Source organism: Halogeometricum sp. S3BR5-2 (genome assembly GCF_031624635.1).
GTDB lineage: Archaea > Halobacteriota > Halobacteria > Halobacteriales > Haloferacaceae > Halogeometricum > Halogeometricum luteum.
Map to the genome: position 1 here is coordinate 226,771 of NZ_JAMQOQ010000001.1, position 21,226 is coordinate 247,996.

The window sequence follows — 21,226 nt, forward strand, 5'->3', positions numbered from 1 at the left end:
TTCGGCTCGCCGGCGCCGTCAGGCACATACGCGTCCGGACGAACGACTAGTGATGACGCGAAACACGGACGTGGTCGTGGTGGGCGGCGGGGCGACGGGCGCCGGCGTCGCCCGCGACTTGGCGCTCCGCGGCGTCGACGTGACGCTGGTCGAACGCGGCGGACTCTCCTCCGGGACGTCGGGCCGGTCGCACGGCCTCCTCCACAGCGGTGCCCGGTACGCCGAGTCCGACGAGGTGGGCGCCCGCGAGTGCATCGAGGAGAACCGAATCCTCAAAGACGTCGCCGGCGAGTGCATCCGCGACACGGGCGGTCTGTTCGTCCAACTCCCCGACGACGACCCGGAGTACTTCGAGGCCAAGCGCGCCGCCTGCGAGGAGATAGGCATCCCCGTCGAGACGCTCTCGCCCGAGGAGGCCCGCGAGGCGGTTCCGGGTCTGTCCGAGGACGTCGTCCGGGCGATGGAGGTGCCCGACGCCGTCGTCTACCCCTCCCGCCTCGTCGCGGCCAACGCCGCCGACGCCCGCGAGCACGGCGCGACGGTTCTCACGGACGCGCCCGTCGAGGACCTGCGGGTCGAGGAGGGACGGATAGTCGGCGTCGACGTCGGCGGCGCCGTCGACGAGGAGATTCGGGCCGAACGGGTGGTCAACGCCGCCGGCGCGTGGGCTGGGAAGGTCGCCGAGACGGCCGGCGTCGACGTGGAGATGCGCCCGACGCGGGGGGTCATGGTGTCCGTCGAGCACGAGGGTCTCGGACCGGTGCTCAACCGCACCCGCGACCCCGACGACGGCGACATCGTCGTCCCGCACGACGGCGAAGTCGTCCTCGGGACGACGAGCGTCGAAGTCGAGGACCCCGACGACTACGAGACGGCGGAGTGGGAGGTCGAAAACTCCAGAGCGGAGTGCGCGACGATGCTCCCGGCCGTCCGCGACGCCCCCGAGGTGCGGACGTGGTGGGGCGTCCGCCCCCTGTACGCGCCCGACGAGGACTCCCGCCACGGCGCCCGCGGCATCTCCCGCGGGTTCTTCGTCCTCGACCACGCCGACGAGGGCGTCGAGAACCTCACGAGCGTCGTCGGCGGGAAACTGACGACGTACCGGCAGATGGCCGAGGCGACGGCGGACCGCGTCTGCGAGGCCCTCGGCGTCGACGCCGACTGCCGGACCGCCGAAGAGCGACTACCGGGCGCGGACGACCCGGAGACGCTGGACTCCCTGGTCGAGGAGTTCGGCGGCGCGGGGCCGACGGACGAGGACGTGGTGGGTCGGTAGTCCAGAGAGAAAGAGAGCGAAAAGGCGTTCGGAGGCGCTCAGACCAGCGCTTCTTCGAGCAGTTGCAGGGGGTGCTTGATGTCGTAGCCGGTGCCGTGCTCCATCTGCATCGAGCACGTCGGGCACTCGGTCATGCCGACGTTCCCCTCGGCGTGTTCCATGTGGTCGAACATCTCCTCGCCGATTTTCATCGAGGTGTCGTACTTCTCGTCCTTCCAGCCGTACGTCCCCGAGATGCCGGAACAGGAGTCGCCGACGTCTTCGATGTTCACGCCGTCGAGTTCGCGGAACAGTTCGACCGCTTGGTGCTCCAACCCCTGATTCCGGGCGTGACACGGCGCGTGGTAGGCGAACGACTGCTCCTCGACGGAGGCGTTCTCGATTTCGGCTTCGAGGTCCTCGTGGATGCGGAGGTACTCCATCGCCTCGTAGGTGTGCGCCGACACCTCGGCGGTGCCGTGGAACTCGAACAGTTCGGGGTACTCCTGGCGCAGCGACATCGAACAGGAGGTACAGGAGGCGATGACGTCGTAGCCCTCGTCGATGAGGTCCGAGAACTCCGAGACGTTCACCTCGGCGGCGCGTTCGGCGTCGTCGAGCATCCCGTTGGCGAACATCGGCGTGCCGGAACACCGTTGTCTGGGAACGGCTATCTCGTAGCCGAACACCTCGAAGACTCTCACCAGCGCCTTCGCCACCTCCGGCGTGTTGTAGTTCGAGTAGCAGCCGTGGAAGTAGGCGATTTTCTTCTCCTCGGAGGACACCCGCGCGCCGCCGCGTTCGTGCCACCACTCGCGGAACGTCTGCTGGGCGAACTCGGGGAAGTCGCGTTCGGAGGTGATTCCCAGCACCTTCTCGTTTACCTTCTGGACGACGGAGTTGTTCAGCGCGAAGTTCGTCAGGCGCGGCACCTTGCTGCCTATCTCCGCCATGATGCGGTAGTTCGAGAGGATTCTGTTTCTGATGTACTCCCTGGACAGTTTGTCCATCTGCTCGTCGACGTACTCGCCCCGAGCGGTGTTGTGCATCTGACTCAGGGGGACGCTCGACGGGCAGGCGTTGTCACAGCGCATGCAGTTCGAGCAGGACATGATCGAATCGTCGATGTCCTCGTCGCCCTTGCGCTTCAGGCGCCACTGCTCGGGGCCTTGGAACTTCGGCCCCGGGAAGTCGTCGTCCACCTCCGCGACGGGGCAGGAGGTGTCGCACGACGTGCATTTGTAGCAGTTGTCGGCGCCGGGGCGGAGGTCCATCTCCGTCTCGTCGTCGAACACCTGCACGGGTTCGAAGTCGGTCTGTTCGTCTGGCGTCGGGTTCGATGGGTTCTCTGCGTCGCTCATGTAGATGGTCAGGCCTCCTCGCCCGCGCGGCCGCCGGCGACGGCGCCCGTCGCCAGCGAGACGCCGCTGGCGGATTTCTCGCGGGCCACGTCCGCGCCGCCGACGACGCCGCCCGCCGCGCGGAGGTTCGAAAATTCCGGTTCGCCACTCGCCGCCGTGGGTCGCAACTCCTCGTCGGGGACGACGCCGAACCGCGCGAAGGCGTGCCCGCCGAACGCCTCGGACTCCGACCACTCGTACCGGTCCTCGGAGTGTGGCACGTGACAGTCGAAGACGGGTTCGGTGACGCGTTCGCGGTCGGAGCCGATGCCCTTGCCGACGAGTCCGCCCGTCGCGAGGACGAACTGCTCGGCGTGGTACGGCACGTTCTTCCCCTTGCGGTCGACGTACACCGCCTCGATTCGGTCGCCGTCGGCCTCGTAACCGACCGCGGGGTTGCCCGTCGAGAGGCGGACGCCCGCCTCGTCGAGGGCGGCGAACAGTCGGTCCTCCAGTTTGAGACCGAGGAGGCTCGGCGGCCCCGTCGGCACCTCGAACACGGAGACACCGAGTCGGTCTGCGAGTTCCTCGCGCACCTCGGCGTCCCTGTCGTCGCCGAGCATCGCGGGGAAGCCGACGCGCTCCTCGTCCGTCAGGTGCTCCGCCACCGCGTCCGCGAGGGCGCGACGGACGCCGCCGCCGTCGTCCGCCGCCTCGTCCTCGTCCAACGCCTTCGCGAACCGCGTCGCGCGGGCGTCGTCGCGGAACGTCTTGGGGAACGGAACCGTGACGCCGCGCGCCGCGAACGGGACGCCCGCGGCGACGACGTGTTCGGCGACGACGGGCGCCGAGAAGTCGGTCGTCCCCTCGAAGCCGACGAACAGGGTGTCCTCGTCGATGCTGGCGAGGCCGGGAGCGACGGACTCCGGATAGCGCGCCGTCGGTTTGACCGTCCCGCCGTAGGTGGGCACGAGGGCGTTCGCGTCGGTGTGGCCCCCGGCGTACGCGTCGCCGACGGCGTCGTCGAAGATGCGCAGACCCTCCCTGATTCCCGCCTCGCCGACGAGGCCGTACGGGTGGTCCTCCGGCAGGTCGGCCACCGCGCCGTAGGGGTTCGCGCGAGGGCCGTCGCCGTCGACGTAGCCGAGCACGTCTATCAGGCCGCTGGCCTGCCGGAGCGTGCTCTTCTTGTGCGCGACGAGGCGGACGGACTTTCCGGTCTCCCGCGCCGCGAGGGCCGCCGTCGCCGCGGCGAGGCCGCCGCCGACGACGAGCACGTCCTCACGAATCGGCATTCTCGCCCTCCCGTCCCCCGTCGGTCGCCGCGCGGTCCGGGTCGTCGCCGGTCGTGCCGGCCGCGGCCGTCGCCGTCTCGCCGGCGTCGAACGCGGCGAAATCAACGTTCGAATCGGAGGCCGCGGGGTCGCCGTCGCGGTTCATCGTCGTCGCGTGGAGCATGTGCTTGAGCATCGCTTGGGACAGTTGCTCGCCCCACAGGGCGTGTCGTTCGCCCTTCCAGCGCTCCTGGTAGAGTTCGTCCAAGGAGTCGCGGACGACGAGTTCGTCGTGGTCGTGTATCAGTTCGTTCGCCATCCGGTGACAGCAGAACGCGCCCTGACAGTTGCCCATCGAGGAACGGGTTCGGATGCGGACGGCGTTGAGGTCGGTGCCCGAGTGGTCGATGGCGTCGTGAATCTCCGCGCGGGTGACCGCCTCGCAGTCGCAGACGACCGGGTTCGGGCCGTCCCACCCGCCGAGAACGTCGTCGGTGCGGGAGCCGAGTCGCTGCGCGCTTCGGCGACCGACGGGCGAGCGGATGCCGAACTCGTCCATCCACTCGCGGAGGACGGAGAAGTCCTCCGAACCGGGGAGGGGAACATCGGCGGTCGTGCACTCGGCCTCGACGCCGAGTTTCTCGCAGACGTGGTTCGATATCTTCTCGGCCATCATGCGGTAGGTGGTCAGCTTTCCGCCGACGATGGACGCCATGCCCGGCAGGTCGTCGCGTTCGCCGTGGTCGAGGAGGAAGAAGTCGCGCGTGATGTCCGTCGGGTCGACCGTGCCGGTTCCCGGCGGTTCGTAGAGGGGACGGACGCCCCAAAAGGAGCGGATGGTCCGCGCCTCCGAGAGCATGGGGACGAGTTCCGAGAGCGTGTCTATCATCAGGTCGACCTCCCAGCCCTCCTCGGGGTAGTCCTCGGGGTCCTCGACCTCCTCGTCGGTCGTGCCGAGGATGCAGGTGGTCTCGTGCGGGACGATGATGTCGGCGTCGCCCTTGGGCCGGCAGCGGTTCACCACCGTGTCGACCTGCCGGACGTTCATGATGGTCATGACGCCCTTCGAGGGGCGGACGGCGACTTCGACGCCGGCCATATCGCCGATCTGACCGGCCCACGCGCCCGTCGCGTTCACGACGTAGTCGGCGTACAGTTTCTCGCGGGTGCCGGGTTCGCCGTTCCCGATGCCGATGTCCTTCTCGCCGTGTTCGACCTCGACGCCGACTATCTCGCCGTCCTCGACGAGGACGTCGACGACTTCGGCGTGCGTCTCGACGCGCGCGCCGCGGTCGATGGCGTCGGCGGCGTTGGCGACGCAGAGGCGGAACGGGTCGATTGCGCCGTCGGGCACGCGGATGGCTCGCTTGACGTCCTTCGCGAGGTACGGTTCCATCTCGCGGGCCTCCTCGCCTGAGAGCACCTCCGCGGGGATGCCGCAGTCGCGACAGCCCTGCAACTTCTCCTCGAAGTACTCGTCGTCGTCCTCCGGTCGCTGGACGAACAGGCCGCCCGTCATCTCCACGCAGTGGGTGGCGATTCTCCGCAGGACGCGGTTCTCCTCGATGCACTCGCGCGCGGACGGTTGGTCCGAGACCGCGTACCGCCCGCCGCTGTGGAGGAGGCCGTGCATCCGGCCCGTCGTCCCGTGTGTCAAATTCCCCTTCTCGACGAGGGTGACGTCGAGTCCGCGCATCGCGAGGTCGCGCACGATGCCGCACCCGGTCGACCCGCCGCCGATGACGAGGACGCTCGGCGTTTCGGTCATCTCACTCTCGACTGGTGGGCCCGCCAATACTTTATTTTACCTCTCGCCCCCCATCGCGCGTAAATTATATTCTCGACCGGCGCTCTGCCGGTTCCGCGCACTCACACCGGATGCAAACGGCTCGAAGCCCTCGATTCCGTCCTTTCCGACGACGCGACCGGACGGAACGAGCACGAACGATTACAATAGTTACTGCCGGTTGCCACGTGAACCGCGAGTCAGCGGTCGGTACCGAATCTTCACCGACCAGACGAAGCGAGAGCGCGAAAGAAACACGCTCGTCGGGCGCGCCGACACCGGATGTTTTTATCGGTCCTCGGAGAAGGGGAAGACGACACCCCCGAGGACGCCATGCGACTCACCGACAGAATCGACCGACGCCGACGCCGCGGAGACGGCTCCCGCCATCCGGTCCGGGACCTGTCCGCGCTGGACCCCACGCACCACCTCGACGAACCCGTCGGTCGCGGACCGACGCTCGAACGCCTGCTCGACCGACTGGACCCGGCGTTCGACGGCCGCCTGCCCGAGAACCTCTACGTTCACGGGCCGAAGGGGGCGGGCAAGTCCGCGGCCGTCTCCGCGCTGTTCGCCCACCTCGCGGCGACGGCGCCGGGCCGCCGCGGCGCCATCCGGACCACCACGCGGGCGACGGCGCCGGCGGTCACCGAGTTCGCGGCCGTCGACGCCCGCGCCGCGCCGACGGAGTTCGCCCTCCTCCGCGCCGTGCTCGCGGCCGTCGCCGACGGGTCCGTCCCGGAACAGGGGGTCGGCACCGCGGCCCTCCGGGACCGCCTCCGCGCGGAACTCGACCCCTCGCGCCGGGTGGTCGTCGCCGTCGACCACGTCGGCGAACCCGGAACCCCGGACCTTCCGGCCGTAGACGCCGCGTTCGACCCGGTGGCCGAGGCGCTCTCGTACGTCGCCGTCGGGCGCGACGCTCCCGATTCGACGAGGGAAGTCGCCGGCGCGACGGCCGAGATACCGGCGTACGAGCGCCACGCTCTCGTCGACGTGCTGACCGAACGCGCCTCCGACGGCCTCGCGCGCGACGCCCTCGGCCACGAGACGGTGAGCGAGGTGGCCGCGTGGGCCGACGGCGACGCGCACGACGGCCTCGCGGCTCTGTTCGGCGCGGCGGCCGTCGCCGTCGACGACGGCGCCGCCCGCATCGGCCCCGCGCACGTCGCCGCCGGGCGCGACGCGGTGCCCGCGGACTGCTGTTCGCTGGGTCGGGTGTTCGCGCTCTCGGCGAGTCGCCGGCGCGTCCTCGCGTCGCTCGTCTCGTTGGACCCGGCCGACCGCTCGTCGGTGACCGCCGCCGCGGACGCCGTCGCCGCGGACTCCTCCGTGGGGCTCTCGGCGGCGACGGTCAAGCGCGTCCTCTACGAACTCGCGGAGTCGGGGCTCGTCCGCCGGGTGGAGACGGCCGCCGACGGCGACGGCCCCGGCCGACCCCCCACGCGTCCGGAGCCGAACTTCCCGACGCTCGCCTTCGAGCGCCTCCGCTCGGCGGACGCCGGCGGCACTCACCCCGAGCGGTGACTCTTTGCCGGCGTGCGCCGAACCGCGCCCGTACATGGATACCGACGCGCCGCCGCTGGTCCTCGACATCGACGGGACGCTCACCGACGAACCCGGCCGCCTCGACCCGCGGGCGTGCGACGCGCTCTCGGCGTGGAAGGCGCCGGTCGTGCTCGCCACCGGGAAGGCGTTCCCCTACCCGGTGAGCCTCTGTCACTACCTCGGCATCGAGAAGAACGTCGTCGCGGAGAACGGCGGCGTCGTCCTCGCGGACGGCGAGGTGACGTACACCGGTGACAGAGACCGCGCGCAGGCCGTCGCCGACGAGTTCGCCGAGCGCGGCGGCGACCTCGGCTGGGGGTCGTTCGACGACATCAACTACTGGCGGGAGACGGAGATAGCCGTCGAGCGGACGGCCGACGAGGACCTGCTCCGGGCGGTGGCCGACGAGTACGAGATGGAGGTCATCGACACCGGCTACGCCTACCACGTCAAGACGCCGGGCGTCGAGAAGGGCGTCGGCTTCGAGCGCCTCTGCGAGACGCTGGGGATGGACCCCGAGGCGTTCGTCGCCGTCGGCGACAGCGTCAACGACGCGTCGACGTTCGGCGTCGCAGGCCGCTCGTTCGCCGTCGCCAACGCCGACGAGGCGGCGCGCTCGGCCGCCGACGAGGTGCTGGAGGAGTCGTACATGGACGGGACGCTCTCGGTGTTGAGTCGGATTCTATAGTAGCGTTCGCAACTGATTACTCATCCGATCGCACGACACCGTGCGGTCGAGTGAGCGAAGACGTGCGAACGCTACTATGGAGCGACCGACCGCTGCCGGTTCACCGACTCAGACTTCCGCCCCGTCGGCGCCCTCGTCCTCGAACGGCGCGAACGTGCCGTTGATGTCCCACTCGTGGATGCAGTAGCGGCTTCCGACCCGCTTCTCGCCGCCCTCCTCGGCCACCGTCCACGTCGTCTCGACGCCGTCCCAGCGCTCGACTCGGCCGCACCGCTCGCAGGTCCGCTCCGTCGGCGTACGGAGTGTCGGTTCGGTCATGGTTACCGAGAGTGTCGGCGCCGGGGGAATTAAGCTTGCTCCCGCGGCGACGGACGCGGGCACGCGCCGGACGGGATTTGACTTTGACCCGCCGCGACCGCCGCCGTTTTTGAGGGCTCCCGCGAACGCTCGGTATGGGATTCCACACGTTCGACGTCGAACGCGCCGACGCCCTCGACGACGAGGGGCGCTACCGCTACTGCTCGCGGGAGGAACTGCTCTCGCTTCTGGACCCGGACCCGGACGCCGTCGTGGCCGACCTGGGGAGCGGAACGGGCTTTTACACCGACGACGTGGCCCCCCACGTCGGCGCCTGTCACGCCGTCGACGTGCAGGCGGAGATGCACGAGTTCTACCGCGAGAAGGGGGCGCCCGACAACGTCGAGTTCGTGACGGCCGACGTGGCGTCGCTTCCCTTCGAGGACGGCGAACTCGACGCGGCGTTCTCGACGATGGTCTACCACGAGTTCGCGAGCGAAGAGGCGTTCGCGGAACTCGCGCGCGTGATTCGCCCCGGCGGCCGACTCGTCACCGTCGACTGGTCGAAGACGGGCGACGGCGCGGACGGCCCGCCGACGGACGAGCGGTTCGGACTCGGGGACTGCGTCGCCGCCTTAGAAGAGAACGGGTTCGGCGTCGTCTCGGCGACGACGCGGCGCGAGACGTTCGTCTGCGTCGCCCGTCGCCGCTGACGGCCGCCGATTCTCCGGCGTCGGAACCCGGACGAACGTCGAGTAATCGAGAGATATACTAGGCACTCCTAGGAATGAATACGGTCATAGGCTGTACCAGCGTAACTTTTTTGCCGAAATGTATGATAACTATCGCCATGGTGATGAACCACGCGAAAGTCGACCCGTACTCCCCGACGGAGGGCTACTACGAGTGCCGCGACTGCGACGCGCGCATCTCGGGGACGGGAATCACGACGTGCGAGGAGTGCGGCAGCGACGCCGTGTTCAATATCTCGGTCTCCCGGGAGTAATCGCGGACTCGGCTTCGCTTCCGTCGCCGGGTCCGAACCGCTCTTCTGTCGGTCCGATTCGACCCGCGACCGCCCGATAGCCTCGTCCCGTCGATTGCCGTTCAGTCGACGCTGCGGGCCGCGGTGTCTTCGGTCTCCGCCTCGTCGTCGTCTATCTCCGCCAGTCCGGCGTAGCGGTCCACGAGGAGGACGACGACGGCGCCGAGGACGGCCGTGACGGCGAAGACGGCGTAGCCCTCCGTCGTCCACGCGCGGCCGAGTTCCGCCAGTTGGTTCGACGCGCTCTCCACCGGGGCGCGGAGGGCGCCGACGATGAGGGCGACGAGGAAGGCGAGCGTCGGTTCGCGGTAGTGTTCGAGCGCCCAGCGGACCGCGTGTGCGACGGTGAACAGGCCGACGAGGGCGCCGAGCATGAACGCGACGACGACGACGCCGCTCTCGACGACGGGGGCGACCGGCCCGCCGAGGACCAATCCGAGAAGGCCGTCGACGAACGTCCGCAGCGTCCCCGTCATGTACTCGTACTGCCCGAGGAGGATGAGGAGGAGCGACCCCGAGATGCCGGGGAGGATCATCGCGCTGATGGCGATGGCGCCCGCCACGAACGTGACCGGAGCGCTCGTCCCCAGCGACGAGGCGGCCTGTCCGGAGACGACGAACGCGAAGACGAACCCGGCGACGGCGGCCCCGATTCGTCCGGGCGTGTCCACCTCGACTTCGGAGAACAGCACCCACGCCGAGGCGGCGATGAGGCCGAAGAAGAAGCCGAACGTCGGGACGGGGAAGTCGGTGATGCCCACGTGGACGACGCGGGTGATGCTGACGACGGCGGTGGCGATGCCGGCGCCGAGAACGAGGAGGAAGCGGACGTCCATCTCGCGGAGGGCCGCGGCGGCGTCGGCGCGACCGCCGGGGGTGACGCCCTTGAGGACGTCGACGATTCGACCGGGCGAGACGGCCGTGACGGCCGCGATGAGTCGCTCGTACACTCCGGTAACGAGCGCGATGGTGCCGCCGGAGACGCCGGGGACGGCGTCGGCGGCGCCCATGCAGACGCCCTTGAGGAACACGACGAACCACGAGGCGGTGACCGCCCCCCCCGCGTCGTCGGAAGCCTTCGACATGCTCCCTCGTTCGTCACGGGGGTATTCCCTTGTTTCGTTCCGCGCGAGCGGTGCGACTCGACCGGAGGCGGTGCGACTCGGCGCCGACCGGCGTCAGTTCTCGGGACGGAGGAGAACGTTAAAACGCGCACGACGAGTGAAATCCGACAATGAAACTGAGCATCATCGGCAGCGGCTACGTCGGGACGACCATCGCGGCCTGCTTCGCGGAGGTCGGACACGACGTGGTCAACGTCGACATCGACGAGGACGTCGTGGCGACGCTGAACAGCGGCGAGTCGCCCATCCACGAACCCGGTCTCGACGACCTCATCGAGGAGCACGCCGGCGACCGCCTCCGCGCGACGACCGACTACGAGGCGGTCCTCGACACCGACGCGACGTTCCTCGCGCTGTCGACGCCCTCCACCGACGACGGCCACATCGACCTCTCCATCATGGAGGCCGCCGCGGAGTCGCTCGGCGCGACGCTGGCCGAGAAGGACGACTACCACCTCGTCGTCACGAAGAGCACCGTCGTCCCGACGACGACCGAGGAGGTCATCGCGCCCGTCCTTGAGGAGGCCTCCGGCAAGCGGGTCGGCGAAGGGTTCGACGTGGGCATGAACCCCGAGTTCCTGCGCGAGGGCAGCGCCGTCGAGGACTTCCTCGACCCCGACAAGGTCGTCCTCGGGTCGCAGACCGACCGCGCGGCGGAGACGCTCCGCGCGGTGTTCGACCCCCTCGTCGAACAGGCCTCCGACGCCGCCGTCGTCGAGACGGGCATCCGCGAGGCCGAGATGATAAAGTACGCCAACAACGCGTTCCTCGCGGCGAAGATATCGCTCGTGAACGACCTCGCCAACATCTGCAAGGAGTACGACGTCGACTCCTCGGAGGTGCTGGACGCCATCGGTCTGGACTCCCGCATCGGTTCGGAGTTCCTCGGCGCGGGCGTCGGGTGGGGCGGCAGTTGCTTCCCGAAGGACGTCGCCGCCATCGTCGCCGCCGCGCGCGACGTGGGCTACGAACCGGCGATGCTGGAGGCCGCCGTCGCGGTGAACGACCGCCAACCCGTCCGGATGCTCGACATCCTCCGCGACCACGTCGACCCGTCGGGCGCGCGCGTCGCCGTCCTCGGCCTCGCGTTCAAACCGGGTACCGACGACGTGCGCAACTCCCGCGCGATTCCGCTCATCGACGCCCTCCTCGACGCCGGCGCCGACGTCGTCGGCTACGACCCCGTCGCCACCGAGAACTTCCGCGAGAAGTTCCCCGACATCGACTACGCCGACTCCGCGGGCGCCGCCCTCGACGGCGCGGACGCCGCCCTCGTCGTCACCGACTGGGACGAGTTCGCCGCCCTCTACGACGAGTTCGACGCGATGAACGAACCGGTCGTCGTCGACGGCCGCAGCATCGTCACCCGCCGCGACGACATCGTCTACGAGTCGCTCGTCTGAGGACGGCGCGTTTCGCGTCTCTCCTCTGCGGGCTCTTTTTTTCCTTTCTCCATCTCTCTCGACCCGTCGTTCGGCTTCCGCCGTAGCCGTCGCTCTGCGAGAGAGCAAACCCGGACGAAAATCCGAAGCGATATCGGAGCGATACCGAAGCGAGAGACCGCGCTGCGGACCTACGCCGACGGCTTCGCCGCGAACGCCGAATCCGGAGCGACGAGCGACGGTGCGGTCACCGAACCGGACGGCGTCGACGCGCCGGACGAGTCGGACGACGTCTCACCCGACGCGGACGAGTCGCCCGACTGGGTCGTCGCGCCGGAGTCGCCCGACGCCGACGAGTTCGACGAACCGTTCGAGGTCTGCGTCTGAAGCTGCTGTGCGCTCCGCTCCAGTTCGACCGTGAGCGTGTCGTTCTGGGCGCCGTTCACCTGTCCCTCCGGCACCGAGAGGTTCGCGCTCTCGCGCACGACGTAGCCGCTCTCGTTGACGCTCGCGCCGGTGGATATCGTGTAGGGTCCGGCCGCCCGGACGTTGACGTCCGTGTACCCGTTCTCGGGACCGTACTCGTCGTAGCCCGTCGTCGAGTACGGCAGCGTCATGGTGAACTCGCCGTTCTGGTCCGTCTGAGCCTCCTGCGTGTAGGTGAACGTGCTGTTCGACCCCGCCATCTGCATCCGCACGCTCGCGGTGACGGTGCTGTCGGCGGGGGCGCCGCTGCCCTGCACCGTCGCGCCGGGGACGCGCTCGAACGTCTTGACCCACGAACTGTCGCGCGGGAGGACGGGTTGGAGGTCGCTGATCTGTCGAACGCTGAACCCGGCCGCTCGGGCGTCACCGACGGCCAGTTGCAGGTAGGTGTTCGACGAGGTCAGCGCCGACGTCTGCGTCGCGTGGACGAGTCGGTAGTGCTGCAGGGCCGGCACGTCCTCCTCGGGGTAGCCGCCGATACCGCCGACCTGGGCGGTCCCGTCGCGCTCAACGAACTGCCGCGCCGCGCTCATGTTGTCGAACTGGCGGACGAGCGAGGCGTTGCCCGAGGGGTTACCGGGGACCGAGGCGGTCCCGTCCGCGGTCTGCACCGACCGGGGCTCCCAGTCGAGGACGACCGGTGCGGCCGACTGCGAACTCCCGTGGTAGTAGTACAGGCGGGTCATCAGGCTGTCGTAGTAGCGCTGGTCGCGGACCAGGAAGTTCTGGCCTGCGTACGACCCGTCGCTGCCGAAGCGGTAGACGCGCGTCGCGAAGAAGTCGTCCTGCGAGACGTTCTCCTCGGCGTCGTACCAGACGGTCGGCGCGGTGAACTTCGAACCGGGAGCGACCATCTTCCAGTCGACCATCACGTAGCGGGTCTGCTCGCCCTCGGCGCTCTGCGAGGCGAGGACGTTCTGCGCTTGAGTCTCGTTGGGCGCGAGCAGGAAGTTCGCCGCCTCCGTCGCGCCTTGCTGGAACGGGTTGGCGTTCGGGATGCGCTCGCCTTCGACGGTGATCCAGTGGCCGTAGTCCCACCACGACATCACGCCGTAGGCGCCCTCGGGGTAGTCGAAGTCATCGGTGTACTCGTACGTGCCGTACTGGTCGAGTTGGTCGGCGTTACCGGCGCCGCCGAAGTTGCCCTCGGCGGGCGTCGATGCGTTCATCCACTCCAGCGACTCCTCCCAGATGAGCACCTCCCCCGGGGACGTGGACGCGCCGACTTGCCACGCGGTGCTCGTGCTCGCGCTGCCGCCCGAGGCCGTTCCCACCGATATCGGGACGACGAGCGCGGGCGCGAGGATGAGCAGAATCGCCGCGACGACGGCGAGGACCTGATAGCCCGAAACGTCGTTCACGCGCTCGACCGACTGGAGACCGAGGTAGCTCGACCTGACGAGTTCGCCGATGAGGTAGGCGTTCGCGACGGCGACGCCCACGGCGAGGTAGTAGTTGAAGCGCACCTGGGTGAACGCCGCGGCGGTGATGAACGCCAGCCAGACGAGCACGAACAGCCGCTCGGGTTCGTACCGCGCCTGGAGGACGGCGCCGACGATGAGCGCCGAGACGACGAGGAGACCGACGAGCGCCGGGTCGATGCCGACGGCGTTCCCGATGGCGCCCGTTATCGCCGGCACGAGGAGAATGAGACCGATGACGGCGAGTGCGCCGACCAGGTATCCGATCTTCCGCGAACTGCCGTCGCGAACGAGCGGTTTGGCCGCCAGCCAGATGACCGCCGCGAGACCGGTGAAGAAGGTGAAGCCGTACTCCAGGATGATGGCGCTCGCACCCGTCACCGACCCGGAGAGGAACGGTTGTGCCTCGCCGATAGTCCGCGTTGACGCGCCGGCGCTGAAGCCGACGGTGCGGAGGAGATTCCGAGAGATGCTCCCGAACACGTCCGGAAGAACGACTGCGAACAACCCGATGGAGACGAGGATGAGACCACCGACGGCGGCCGGGTACAGCGACTCGTCGACGTCGTTCGACTCCCAGACGCGAGCGAGGGCGGCGAGGACGACCGCGCCGGCGCCGACGCCGAGCGAGAGGAGGGGTTGGAGGAGCGTAAAGCCCGTCACGCCGAACCCAGGTTCCTCGATGAGGGCGAACGTCATCGCGCCCGCCACGAGCATCGAAACGGCCGCGACGTAGGCGATCGGTTCGGGGGACTCGCCGTGCATCTGGTCGTGCACCATCTGGAGGACGAAGTAGACGCCGACGATGCCGACGAGGAGGATTCCCGGCGGCCACACCCACATGTAGGATCCGATGGCGAACCCCGCGAGGGCCGCCCAGAGAGTCGGCCGGCGGAGCGCCCGTCCGTCGCGCTGTGCGACGAGTTCCCAGACGGGCTTCTCGCGCGACGCAACAGTGAGCGCGAGCATGATCGCGAAGACGGCCAACGTCATGAACAGCGGTTCGGCGACGTTGTGGTCGGCGAAGCCGACGAGGCCGCGGCGGAGGAACGTCCCCGGCAGGAGCATGAGGACGATAGCGCCGAACAGACCGCCGATTCGGCCGCCGAGTCGCTTACCGACGAGGTACGTCGGGATGACGGTGAGGGCGCCGAACACGGCGGGAGCGACCAAGAGCGTCTGCCCGACGAGCATCTGGGAGGGGTCGCCGAGACCGAGAATCAGGGCGGCGGTCGCGATCAGTTGGTCGTACAGCGTGCCGAACTGGCCGGCGAGCGTCCCGTACGGGAACCCGGTCCACGGGTCGAACGGCATCGTGAACGGCCAGTTCCTGACCGTGTAGTTCACTTGTCGGAGGTGGTACCACGCGTCGTTTCCGGAGAAAAACACTTCGCCGTCGACGATGAACCGGTCGTAGCTGCGGAGCCGTATCCACAGCATGACGGCGAAAATGCCGGCGAGGACGGCTTTGGGGTAGTGATTCCGGAGGGAATCCGCTACGGAGGGCGAATCCTCTCTCTGCGAGTCGCTCATCGTCTCCACCGACTGGGAATATGCTGATAAGCCTTGTGATGCGCGTTTTAGCGGGTTTGACCCGCTGATGCGGTCGTTGAAGGACAACGTTTATCGGGCGCCCGGAGATAGCCTCCGCAAATGAAGGTTTCCGTGGTCGTCTGTACGTACTCGATGGAGCGGTACCCCTCCTTCAGCGAGTGTGTGGAGAGCGTCCTCGCACAGACCCACGACGACCTCGAAGTCGTCCTCGTCGTCGACGGCAACGACGAGGTGTTCTCGCGGGTCAAGGAAGACTTCGGTGGTCGCGAGAGAGCCGTCCTCCACTGCAACGACGAGAATCGCGGCATCTCCTACAGTCGGACGAAGGGAGCGAAACTCGCCTCGGGCGACGTGGTAGCGATGATAGACGACGACGCGACCGCCGAACCCGACTGGATCGAAAAGCTCGTCGGGACCTACGAGAACAATCCCGACGCGGTCGCCGTCGGTGGCAACGTCGTCCCCGACTGGGTAGCCGAGAAACCCGAGTTCTTCCCCTCGGAGTTCTACTGGCTCGTCGGCTGCGACGAACGCGGCTTCGGGAACCACCTCGACGAGGTGCGCAACACGTACGGCTCGAACATCTCGTTCAAGCGTGACGCGTTCTTGGAGGCCGGAGGCTACGACGAGAACACCGGCCGTAAGGGCGACAGGCACATTCAGGCCCACGAGGCGCCCGTCTGCGTCCGCATCTACGAGAACACCGGCAAGCGTGTCATCTACAACAAGCGCGCCCGCGTCCACCACAAACTGTTCGAGTACCGAACCGACTTCCGGTGGCTCGTCTTCCGTTCGTTCTGGCAGGGCTACTCCAAGCGCGTCATGGACCTCATCCTTCCGCAGGCCTCCGGAGGGAAGAACGAGTATCTGAAGGACCTCTTGACTGCGTACGTCCCGGACCGGTTGTACGAACTCGCAAAGCAACCTTCGGCGGCGAAAGTGCAGCAGTTGGTCGCGATATTCGTGTTTACTGCCGCCGTGGGGTTCGGGTATCTGTACGGGATGGCGACGCCGGGTTTGGTGGAGAAGGTGAACGAGTAAGGTCGGATCACCGTCGCGCGTTTCCGCCGAGGTACCGGGCGTACTCGCGGTAATACCCCAGTGCACGAACAGCAGTCATCGTGACCGAGAGCGCCTCGAATAGTGCTCGCTTCGGGGCCGACACCGACCGCTCGTCGCCCTCGTCGTCGGCTGACTTCACACCGCTCGGTCGAGGTGGAAGCCCCGGTCGGCCGAAGCGCTCCGGGTAGAACTCCTGTCGCTGACAGAGGCCGCGTCCGATCCTGAGTTCCTTTCGGATCAGTGCTGCGAACGAGTCCCGAACCGGGTGGTACAGCGTCGCGTCGGCCGCGAACGCCTGTTCGTAGCCCGCTTCCGCGACTCTGACTCCGAACTCGGAATCGCCGCCCGAGACGAGGCGAGCGTCGAAGTCGCCGACGGCGTCGATCACTTCCCGTCGGACCAGCAGACAACACGTCGGGGCGTACCGCTGTTGTCGAACGTACCGTTCGATGGGGAACGCTGTTCGCGAGTCGAACTCGGCGGCGAGCGTCTCGGGGCCGTCGACGACGAGTTCGACGTTGCATCCGACGTACGCCGCGTCCCGAGCCGCATCAACAGCCTGCTCCAGCCAGTCTTCGTCCATGTACATATCGGCGTCAACGAACGCCAGAACGTCTCCGGATGACGCAGCGATTCCCGCGTTCCGGGCTGCATACGACCCCTGCGCGTCGTCTTCGACGACGAGCTCGACGGTGTCGTGCTCTGCCGCGAACCGACGAATGATATCTCGGGTTCGGTCCGTCGAGCCGTTGTCGACGGCGATAATCTCTATTTTGTCACCCGGGTACGACTGCCTCGTGAGCGCCGATAGCGTGTCCTCGATACCCTTCGGGTCGTTGTAGACGGGGACGACGACCGAGACGAGAGGGAGATCCGCAGCCTGCATCGACCAGTACATCGGAAAGAGGCCTAAAGAGAACCGGGGTTCGAGTTGCCGGTAACTCTACTCCGCTTCTGCGCCTCGTTCCTCGCGCAGTCGCTCTTCGGCTTCGTCTCGGTCCTCGGGATACCCGATGTCCATCCGCCAGCCGTCGATGCCGATGGCGTCGATAGTTCTTCCTGAACGGATGAGCAGGTCGACCGCTTCGCTGATCTCGTACTCGCCGCGGTTAGAGGGCTGAACGAGGTGGCATGCGTGGAAAATCTCGGGGGTGAACGTGTAGAAGCCGGTCATCACGAGGTTCGACTCGGGTTCGTCGGGCTTCTCGACGACTTCGATTATCTCCCCGTAGTCGTTCGTCACGCAGACGCCGTAGCGAGAGGCCTCGTCCCACGGCACCTCCTCGACCAAGAAAGCGGCGTCCGCGCGGTCCTCTCGCTGTCGCTTGACGACGTCCTGTAAGTTCGCGTTGAAGATGTTGTCGCCGAGCATCAGCATGAAGTCCTCGTCGATGTGGTCTTCGACGGTCAGGAGGGCGTGCGCGAGCCCCTTCTGCTCTCGCTGGTGGGCGTAGGTGATTGGCACTCCTCTGTATTCGTCGTCGTAGTGGCTGATGATGACCTCCTTCTTGTAGCCGACGACGACCACGAGTTTCTCGGCGCCGAGATCGACGAGTTGGTCGAAACAGTGGGTGAGAATGGGTTTGCCGTCGACTTCGACCATTCCTTTGGGCTTGTCTTCGGTGAGCGGTCGGAGTCTGGTTCCTTTGCCGGCGGCGAGGACGACTGCTTGCATGAGTCCCTATTCGTATACGCCGTGTAATATAGCTTGGTTCGAACAATCTCTCACGAGCGTCCGCGAACACGTTACTCTGTCCACGCTGAATGGGTCGGACGTTCACCGGACGGGCGGGAAGGAATCGAACGGCAGGTTATCGACGATAGTCTTCCTGAACTGGCTCGAAAGCGCTACCAGCGTGACAAAGTAGACGCCCGCACCGACGCCGACCAACCCGACGGTGACCGCGATGCCGTACGTCCCCGTCTCCGGGAGCCTCATCCAGCCGAGAACGGTGAGTGCGCCGCCCATCACCAGCGCGGAGAGCACCTCACGGCCGATCTCTCTCAGCGGTGGTGAGACGTCGATGACGCGCGAGAGGAGTACCACCGACATCGACAGTCCAATGCCGGTCGCGAGAACGGTCGCCGCCGCCGCGCCAACCCATCCGTATCGCCACACCAGTATTACGTTCAGTGCTACGTTCGAGGCGATGAATAGCCCGTTCGTCCGGAACGCCAAGTCCGGACGGTCGATGGCGTTCAGCGCCGCCAGAAGCTGGTTCTGATACCCGTACAATAGGCACGCGAGTATCAGTAGACCGAGAACGGTCGAACCTTGGACATACTCGTCTCCGTATATTCTGAGTAGACGCTCCGAGAGCACGACACCGCCGACAAGCCCTGGAAGGAGTACTAATCCACTATACGCGAGACCATCTTCGAGGAGTTTGGTCACTGCCCCTATGTCCTCTTCTGCGGACAACTTGCTCATTTCCGGAAACAGCGTCGCGCTGATAGAGTTTCCGAAGATTGTGAGGAACTTCGAGATGTTCCACGCGACGGCGTACACGCCGACTAAAGAAGGGGAGACGAACGCGTTGAGCACCAGTACGTCGACTTCGTTGAACGACCGCGTTTCGAGTTGTGAGAGCCAGGAGAACTTTGCGTACTCAACGAGGCGGGCGAAATGCTCGACCGTCGGTCGTCGAAGGTGGAGTGAGATGTATCGAAGGCTCGCGACACCGACGCTCGCCCCTCCTGCGGCGTACCCGATTAGGAGGCTGCTTAGCGAGCCTCCTGCGAGCACGAGTCCGATTTGAGCAGCGCTCCGAGTCCCGATTTTCGCCGCTTGCGCGATGCCACCGATGTGAACTAACCGTTCTCCGGACAGCGTCGCATCTACGAACGAGTAGAACAACCTGACCACGAGCAAGAGGATTACGAAGCCAACGACTGATTCGCCGACATACGCGTTGACCATATCAGCAACGAGGATAAGACCGCTTATTACGACCGTTCCCAACGCCGCGATGGAAATCATTCCCGCCGTGAAGTACGCCGACTGGTCTCTTCCCTCGCTTATCCGTTTCGTCGTCGCGTTCGAGAGTCCCATCGAACCTAGCAGTTCCAGCCAGAAGATGAGCGCGATGACGACCGTATAGGTCCCGAATACCGCCGAACCGAGCGTCCGTGCGATGTAGAGCGTCGCGAAAAAACCGAGTACGGAGCCGCCGAATCGAGACACGAAGACGACGAACGATGTTTGGCCGAGTTTCATGCGGTGTTACGCTTTTCCAATCGAAAGTAGCGAACGTTCTAGTTTCTACCGCTTTTCTTCGGTATCGGTTATCGGTGATCTTCCTGCTATCCCGCTACAAATTGCTCGTCTCGTTCGCCGATTTATCGCGCGTGAAACCTTCAATATCAAGCGCTTTGTAAGTTGAGGTAGACCTCTCCACATGACCAGTGACTCGCCGGTTTTACTACTGACTGTCGATACACTCCGTGCGGATCGGTTCAACCAGGAGTGTTTCCCCGAGACGTATGCGACGTTTACTGATGACTTTGCTCATTTCTCCTCGGCGCTTTCTCATGGGAACGCGACTCCCCTCGCATTCCCTTCTATCATAACATCTCATCCAGTGGTCGGTGACGGAAGCTTCGTCGCCGCCGCGAAGACCCTTGCAGAGCTGTTCGACGATCGAGAGTGTATCGGGTTTTCTAACAACGCTCACCTTCGCGGCGAACGTGGATATGATCGGGGATTCGATCAGTTCCACGACCTCGTCCCTCCGGACGCCCGTTCACCGATTGACCGACTGAAACAGAACGACTTACTTCGCGAATCAGATATCGTCACAAAAACCTACCGGGTATTGAAAAACGTAGCCGGTATAGCGAATACCAGAAATACCGGGTCTATCACTGATCCCTTTCCAAACCCCAAAACAACTGCCGAGACAGTAACCGACTTCGTCCAGCGACAACTGTCCAAACACTCAAATCCGTTCGTGTGGGCGCACTATATGGATCCCCACAAACCGTTTCACCCGGATCAAGCAGTCGATGGCCCCGAGATCACGCGATCACGGGAAGAGATCAAGCATCTCAATTCGTACGAACACTCCGATGACCCTCTACCTGACGAGGAGATGTCCCTCATGAGGGCCCTGTACGAGTCGAATATTCGATATCTCGACCGTGAGCTGTCACGGCTGTTCACTTGGTTACAGACCAACGATCAATACGACGATTCTTTGATCATCGTGCTCGGTGACCACGGCGAACTCTTCGGAGAACACCAGCGGATGTTCCATCCGTGGGACGTCGACCCGTTCGACGAACTCATACGAACACCCCTTCTCGTGAAATATCCTAGCGGTGATCATGGCGGTCTGGAGTTTGATCACCTTGTCCAGCACGCCGATATCATGCCCACGGTCGCCGAGGTGTCGGACCTCTCGACGGAATTCATCTCCGAACTCGCACATCCTCTCACCGACACCATCCCCAGACAAGTCATCTCGAAGTCGAACGTCTCGATAAGGATTACGGAACCGAACGGTGTCGGTATCAAGCGGCGAGACGGGTCAACAGAAGGCCTGGAGGATCTCTCAACGACCGCTCGGGGGATTCTCCGAGAGCAACAGTTTCCAGAAGTACGAACGAGTGGTGGAGTCGCGAAAGGTGTCGAAGATCAGGAACGCCAAAAACAGCTAAAAGCACTTGGCTATCAGTAGCCGTCGTTATTTGGGCTATCACGTGATGCCGATTGAGAGAAGAAAAATACTGTCTCTGAAACTCTCTCCCTCGTGGCCCATACCTCGCTACACGCAGCATTTTTGTTCCAGTTCGCGGGCGCTCTACCCCTCTTTGATTTCCGAACTCCACGGCAACTGACCCACTGGCCGTCATCCCAACGGTACGATTCAACTGCATGGTCGAAAATCTGTGATACAGAAACAGATACGATGACCTATCACGGACCACCGAGATTCTGAACCACGGCATCGAAGCCCGCGGTA

Annotated in this window: 17 protein-coding genes; 8 read left to right on the plus strand and 9 right to left on the minus strand. The window is 65.9% G+C overall.

Going from position 1 to position 21,226, the window contains the following annotated elements:
- Positions 1-52 precede the first annotated feature (52 nt).
- Entirely contained in the window at positions 53-1,276 is a 1,224-nt protein-coding gene (locus NDI79_RS01090; protein WP_310926603.1) for an FAD-dependent oxidoreductase, read from the plus strand.
- 38 nt (positions 1,277-1,314) lie between these two features.
- Here NDI79_RS01090 and NDI79_RS01095 read toward each other — a convergent pair whose 3' ends face one another.
- Genes NDI79_RS01095 through glpA form a run of 3 tightly spaced genes read right to left on the minus strand, consistent with a single transcriptional unit; the run spans position 1,315 to position 5,637 of the window.
- Positions 1,315-2,616, minus strand: a complete 1,302-nt coding sequence (locus NDI79_RS01095) for an anaerobic glycerol-3-phosphate dehydrogenase subunit C (protein WP_310926604.1) — start codon at positions 2,614-2,616, stop codon at positions 1,315-1,317.
- A gap of 8 nt (positions 2,617-2,624) precedes the next feature.
- Positions 2,625-3,890, minus strand: coding sequence for a glycerol-3-phosphate dehydrogenase subunit GlpB (glpB, locus tag NDI79_RS01100; protein WP_310926605.1), 1,266 nt, complete (start codon positions 3,888-3,890; stop codon positions 2,625-2,627).
- Entirely contained in the window at positions 3,877-5,637 is a 1,761-nt protein-coding gene (gene glpA / locus NDI79_RS01105; RefSeq protein ID WP_310926606.1) for an anaerobic glycerol-3-phosphate dehydrogenase subunit GlpA, read from the minus strand. Before glpA ends, glpB begins: the two co-directional genes overlap by 14 nt.
- A 351-nt stretch (positions 5,638-5,988) precedes the next feature.
- On the opposite strand from glpA, the gene NDI79_RS01110 reads away from it, so the two are divergent.
- Together NDI79_RS01110 and NDI79_RS01115 are read left to right on the plus strand one after the other, a co-directional pair.
- Complete coding sequence (locus NDI79_RS01110) at positions 5,989-7,182, plus strand: Cdc6/Cdc18 family protein (protein WP_310926607.1); 1,194 nt, start codon at positions 5,989-5,991, stop codon at positions 7,180-7,182.
- Positions 7,183-7,216: 34 nt separating this feature from the next.
- Positions 7,217-7,891, plus strand: a complete 675-nt coding sequence (locus NDI79_RS01115; protein WP_310926608.1) for a phosphoglycolate phosphatase — start codon at positions 7,217-7,219, stop codon at positions 7,889-7,891.
- A 108-nt stretch (positions 7,892-7,999) separates the two neighbouring features.
- Here NDI79_RS01115 and NDI79_RS01120 read toward each other — a convergent pair whose 3' ends face one another.
- Positions 8,000-8,209 (minus strand): HEWD family protein, encoded by a 210-nt coding sequence (locus tag NDI79_RS01120; protein ID WP_310926609.1) that lies wholly within the window; start codon positions 8,207-8,209, stop codon positions 8,000-8,002.
- 134 nt (positions 8,210-8,343) lie between these two features.
- Here NDI79_RS01120 and NDI79_RS01125 point away from each other — a divergent pair, with 134 nt between their 5' ends.
- Together NDI79_RS01125 and NDI79_RS01130 are read left to right on the plus strand one after the other, a co-directional pair.
- Entirely contained in the window at positions 8,344-8,901 is a 558-nt protein-coding gene (locus NDI79_RS01125; protein ID WP_310926610.1) for a class I SAM-dependent methyltransferase, read from the plus strand.
- 137 nt (positions 8,902-9,038) lie between these two features.
- The gene (locus NDI79_RS01130; protein WP_310926611.1) at positions 9,039-9,194 is read left to right on the plus strand and encodes a rubrerythrin-like domain-containing protein; all 156 of its coding nucleotides are present in this window, start codon (positions 9,039-9,041) and stop codon (positions 9,192-9,194) included.
- Between the two features lie 101 nt (positions 9,195-9,295).
- Here NDI79_RS01130 and NDI79_RS01135 read toward each other — a convergent pair whose 3' ends face one another.
- The gene (locus tag NDI79_RS01135) at positions 9,296-10,318 is read right to left on the minus strand and encodes a DUF368 domain-containing protein (protein ID WP_310926612.1); all 1,023 of its coding nucleotides are present in this window, start codon (positions 10,316-10,318) and stop codon (positions 9,296-9,298) included.
- Between the two features lie 149 nt (positions 10,319-10,467).
- Between NDI79_RS01135 and aglM the strand changes: the two genes are divergently transcribed.
- Positions 10,468-11,760: a UDP-glucose 6-dehydrogenase AglM gene (aglM, locus tag NDI79_RS01140; RefSeq protein WP_310926613.1), complete on the plus strand. Its 1,293-nt coding sequence runs from the start codon at positions 10,468-10,470 to the stop codon at positions 11,758-11,760.
- Between the two features lie 170 nt (positions 11,761-11,930).
- Here aglM and NDI79_RS01145 read toward each other — a convergent pair whose 3' ends face one another.
- Complete coding sequence (locus tag NDI79_RS01145; RefSeq protein ID WP_310926614.1) at positions 11,931-15,179, minus strand: oligosaccharyl transferase, archaeosortase A system-associated; 3,249 nt, start codon at positions 15,177-15,179, stop codon at positions 11,931-11,933.
- 120 nt (positions 15,180-15,299) lie between these two features.
- On the opposite strand from NDI79_RS01145, the gene aglG reads away from it, so the two are divergent.
- Positions 15,300-16,241, plus strand: coding sequence for a glucosyl-dolichyl phosphate glucuronosyltransferase (aglG, locus tag NDI79_RS01150; RefSeq protein WP_310926615.1), 942 nt, complete (start codon positions 15,300-15,302; stop codon positions 16,239-16,241).
- Between the two features lie 7 nt (positions 16,242-16,248).
- Here the strand turns inward: aglG and NDI79_RS01155 are convergent, their stop codons facing one another.
- From NDI79_RS01155 to NDI79_RS01165, 3 genes are all read right to left on the minus strand, one after another.
- Complete coding sequence (locus NDI79_RS01155) at positions 16,249-17,148, minus strand: glycosyltransferase family 2 protein (RefSeq protein ID WP_310926616.1); 900 nt, start codon at positions 17,146-17,148, stop codon at positions 16,249-16,251.
- Positions 17,149-17,205: 57 nt separating this feature from the next.
- Complete coding sequence (gene aglF / locus NDI79_RS01160) at positions 17,206-17,937, minus strand: UTP--glucose-1-phosphate uridylyltransferase AglF (protein ID WP_310926617.1); 732 nt, start codon at positions 17,935-17,937, stop codon at positions 17,206-17,208.
- A 102-nt stretch (positions 17,938-18,039) separates the two neighbouring features.
- Positions 18,040-19,479 (minus strand): flippase, encoded by a 1,440-nt coding sequence (locus tag NDI79_RS01165; protein ID WP_310926618.1) that lies wholly within the window; start codon positions 19,477-19,479, stop codon positions 18,040-18,042.
- A 181-nt stretch (positions 19,480-19,660) separates the two neighbouring features.
- On the opposite strand from NDI79_RS01165, the gene NDI79_RS01170 reads away from it, so the two are divergent.
- Positions 19,661-20,941 carry a sulfatase-like hydrolase/transferase gene (locus tag NDI79_RS01170; RefSeq protein WP_310926619.1) on the plus strand — a complete coding sequence of 427 codons (1,281 nt, stop codon included), beginning with the start codon at positions 19,661-19,663 and terminating at the stop codon, positions 20,939-20,941.
- Positions 20,942-21,226 lie beyond the last annotated feature (285 nt).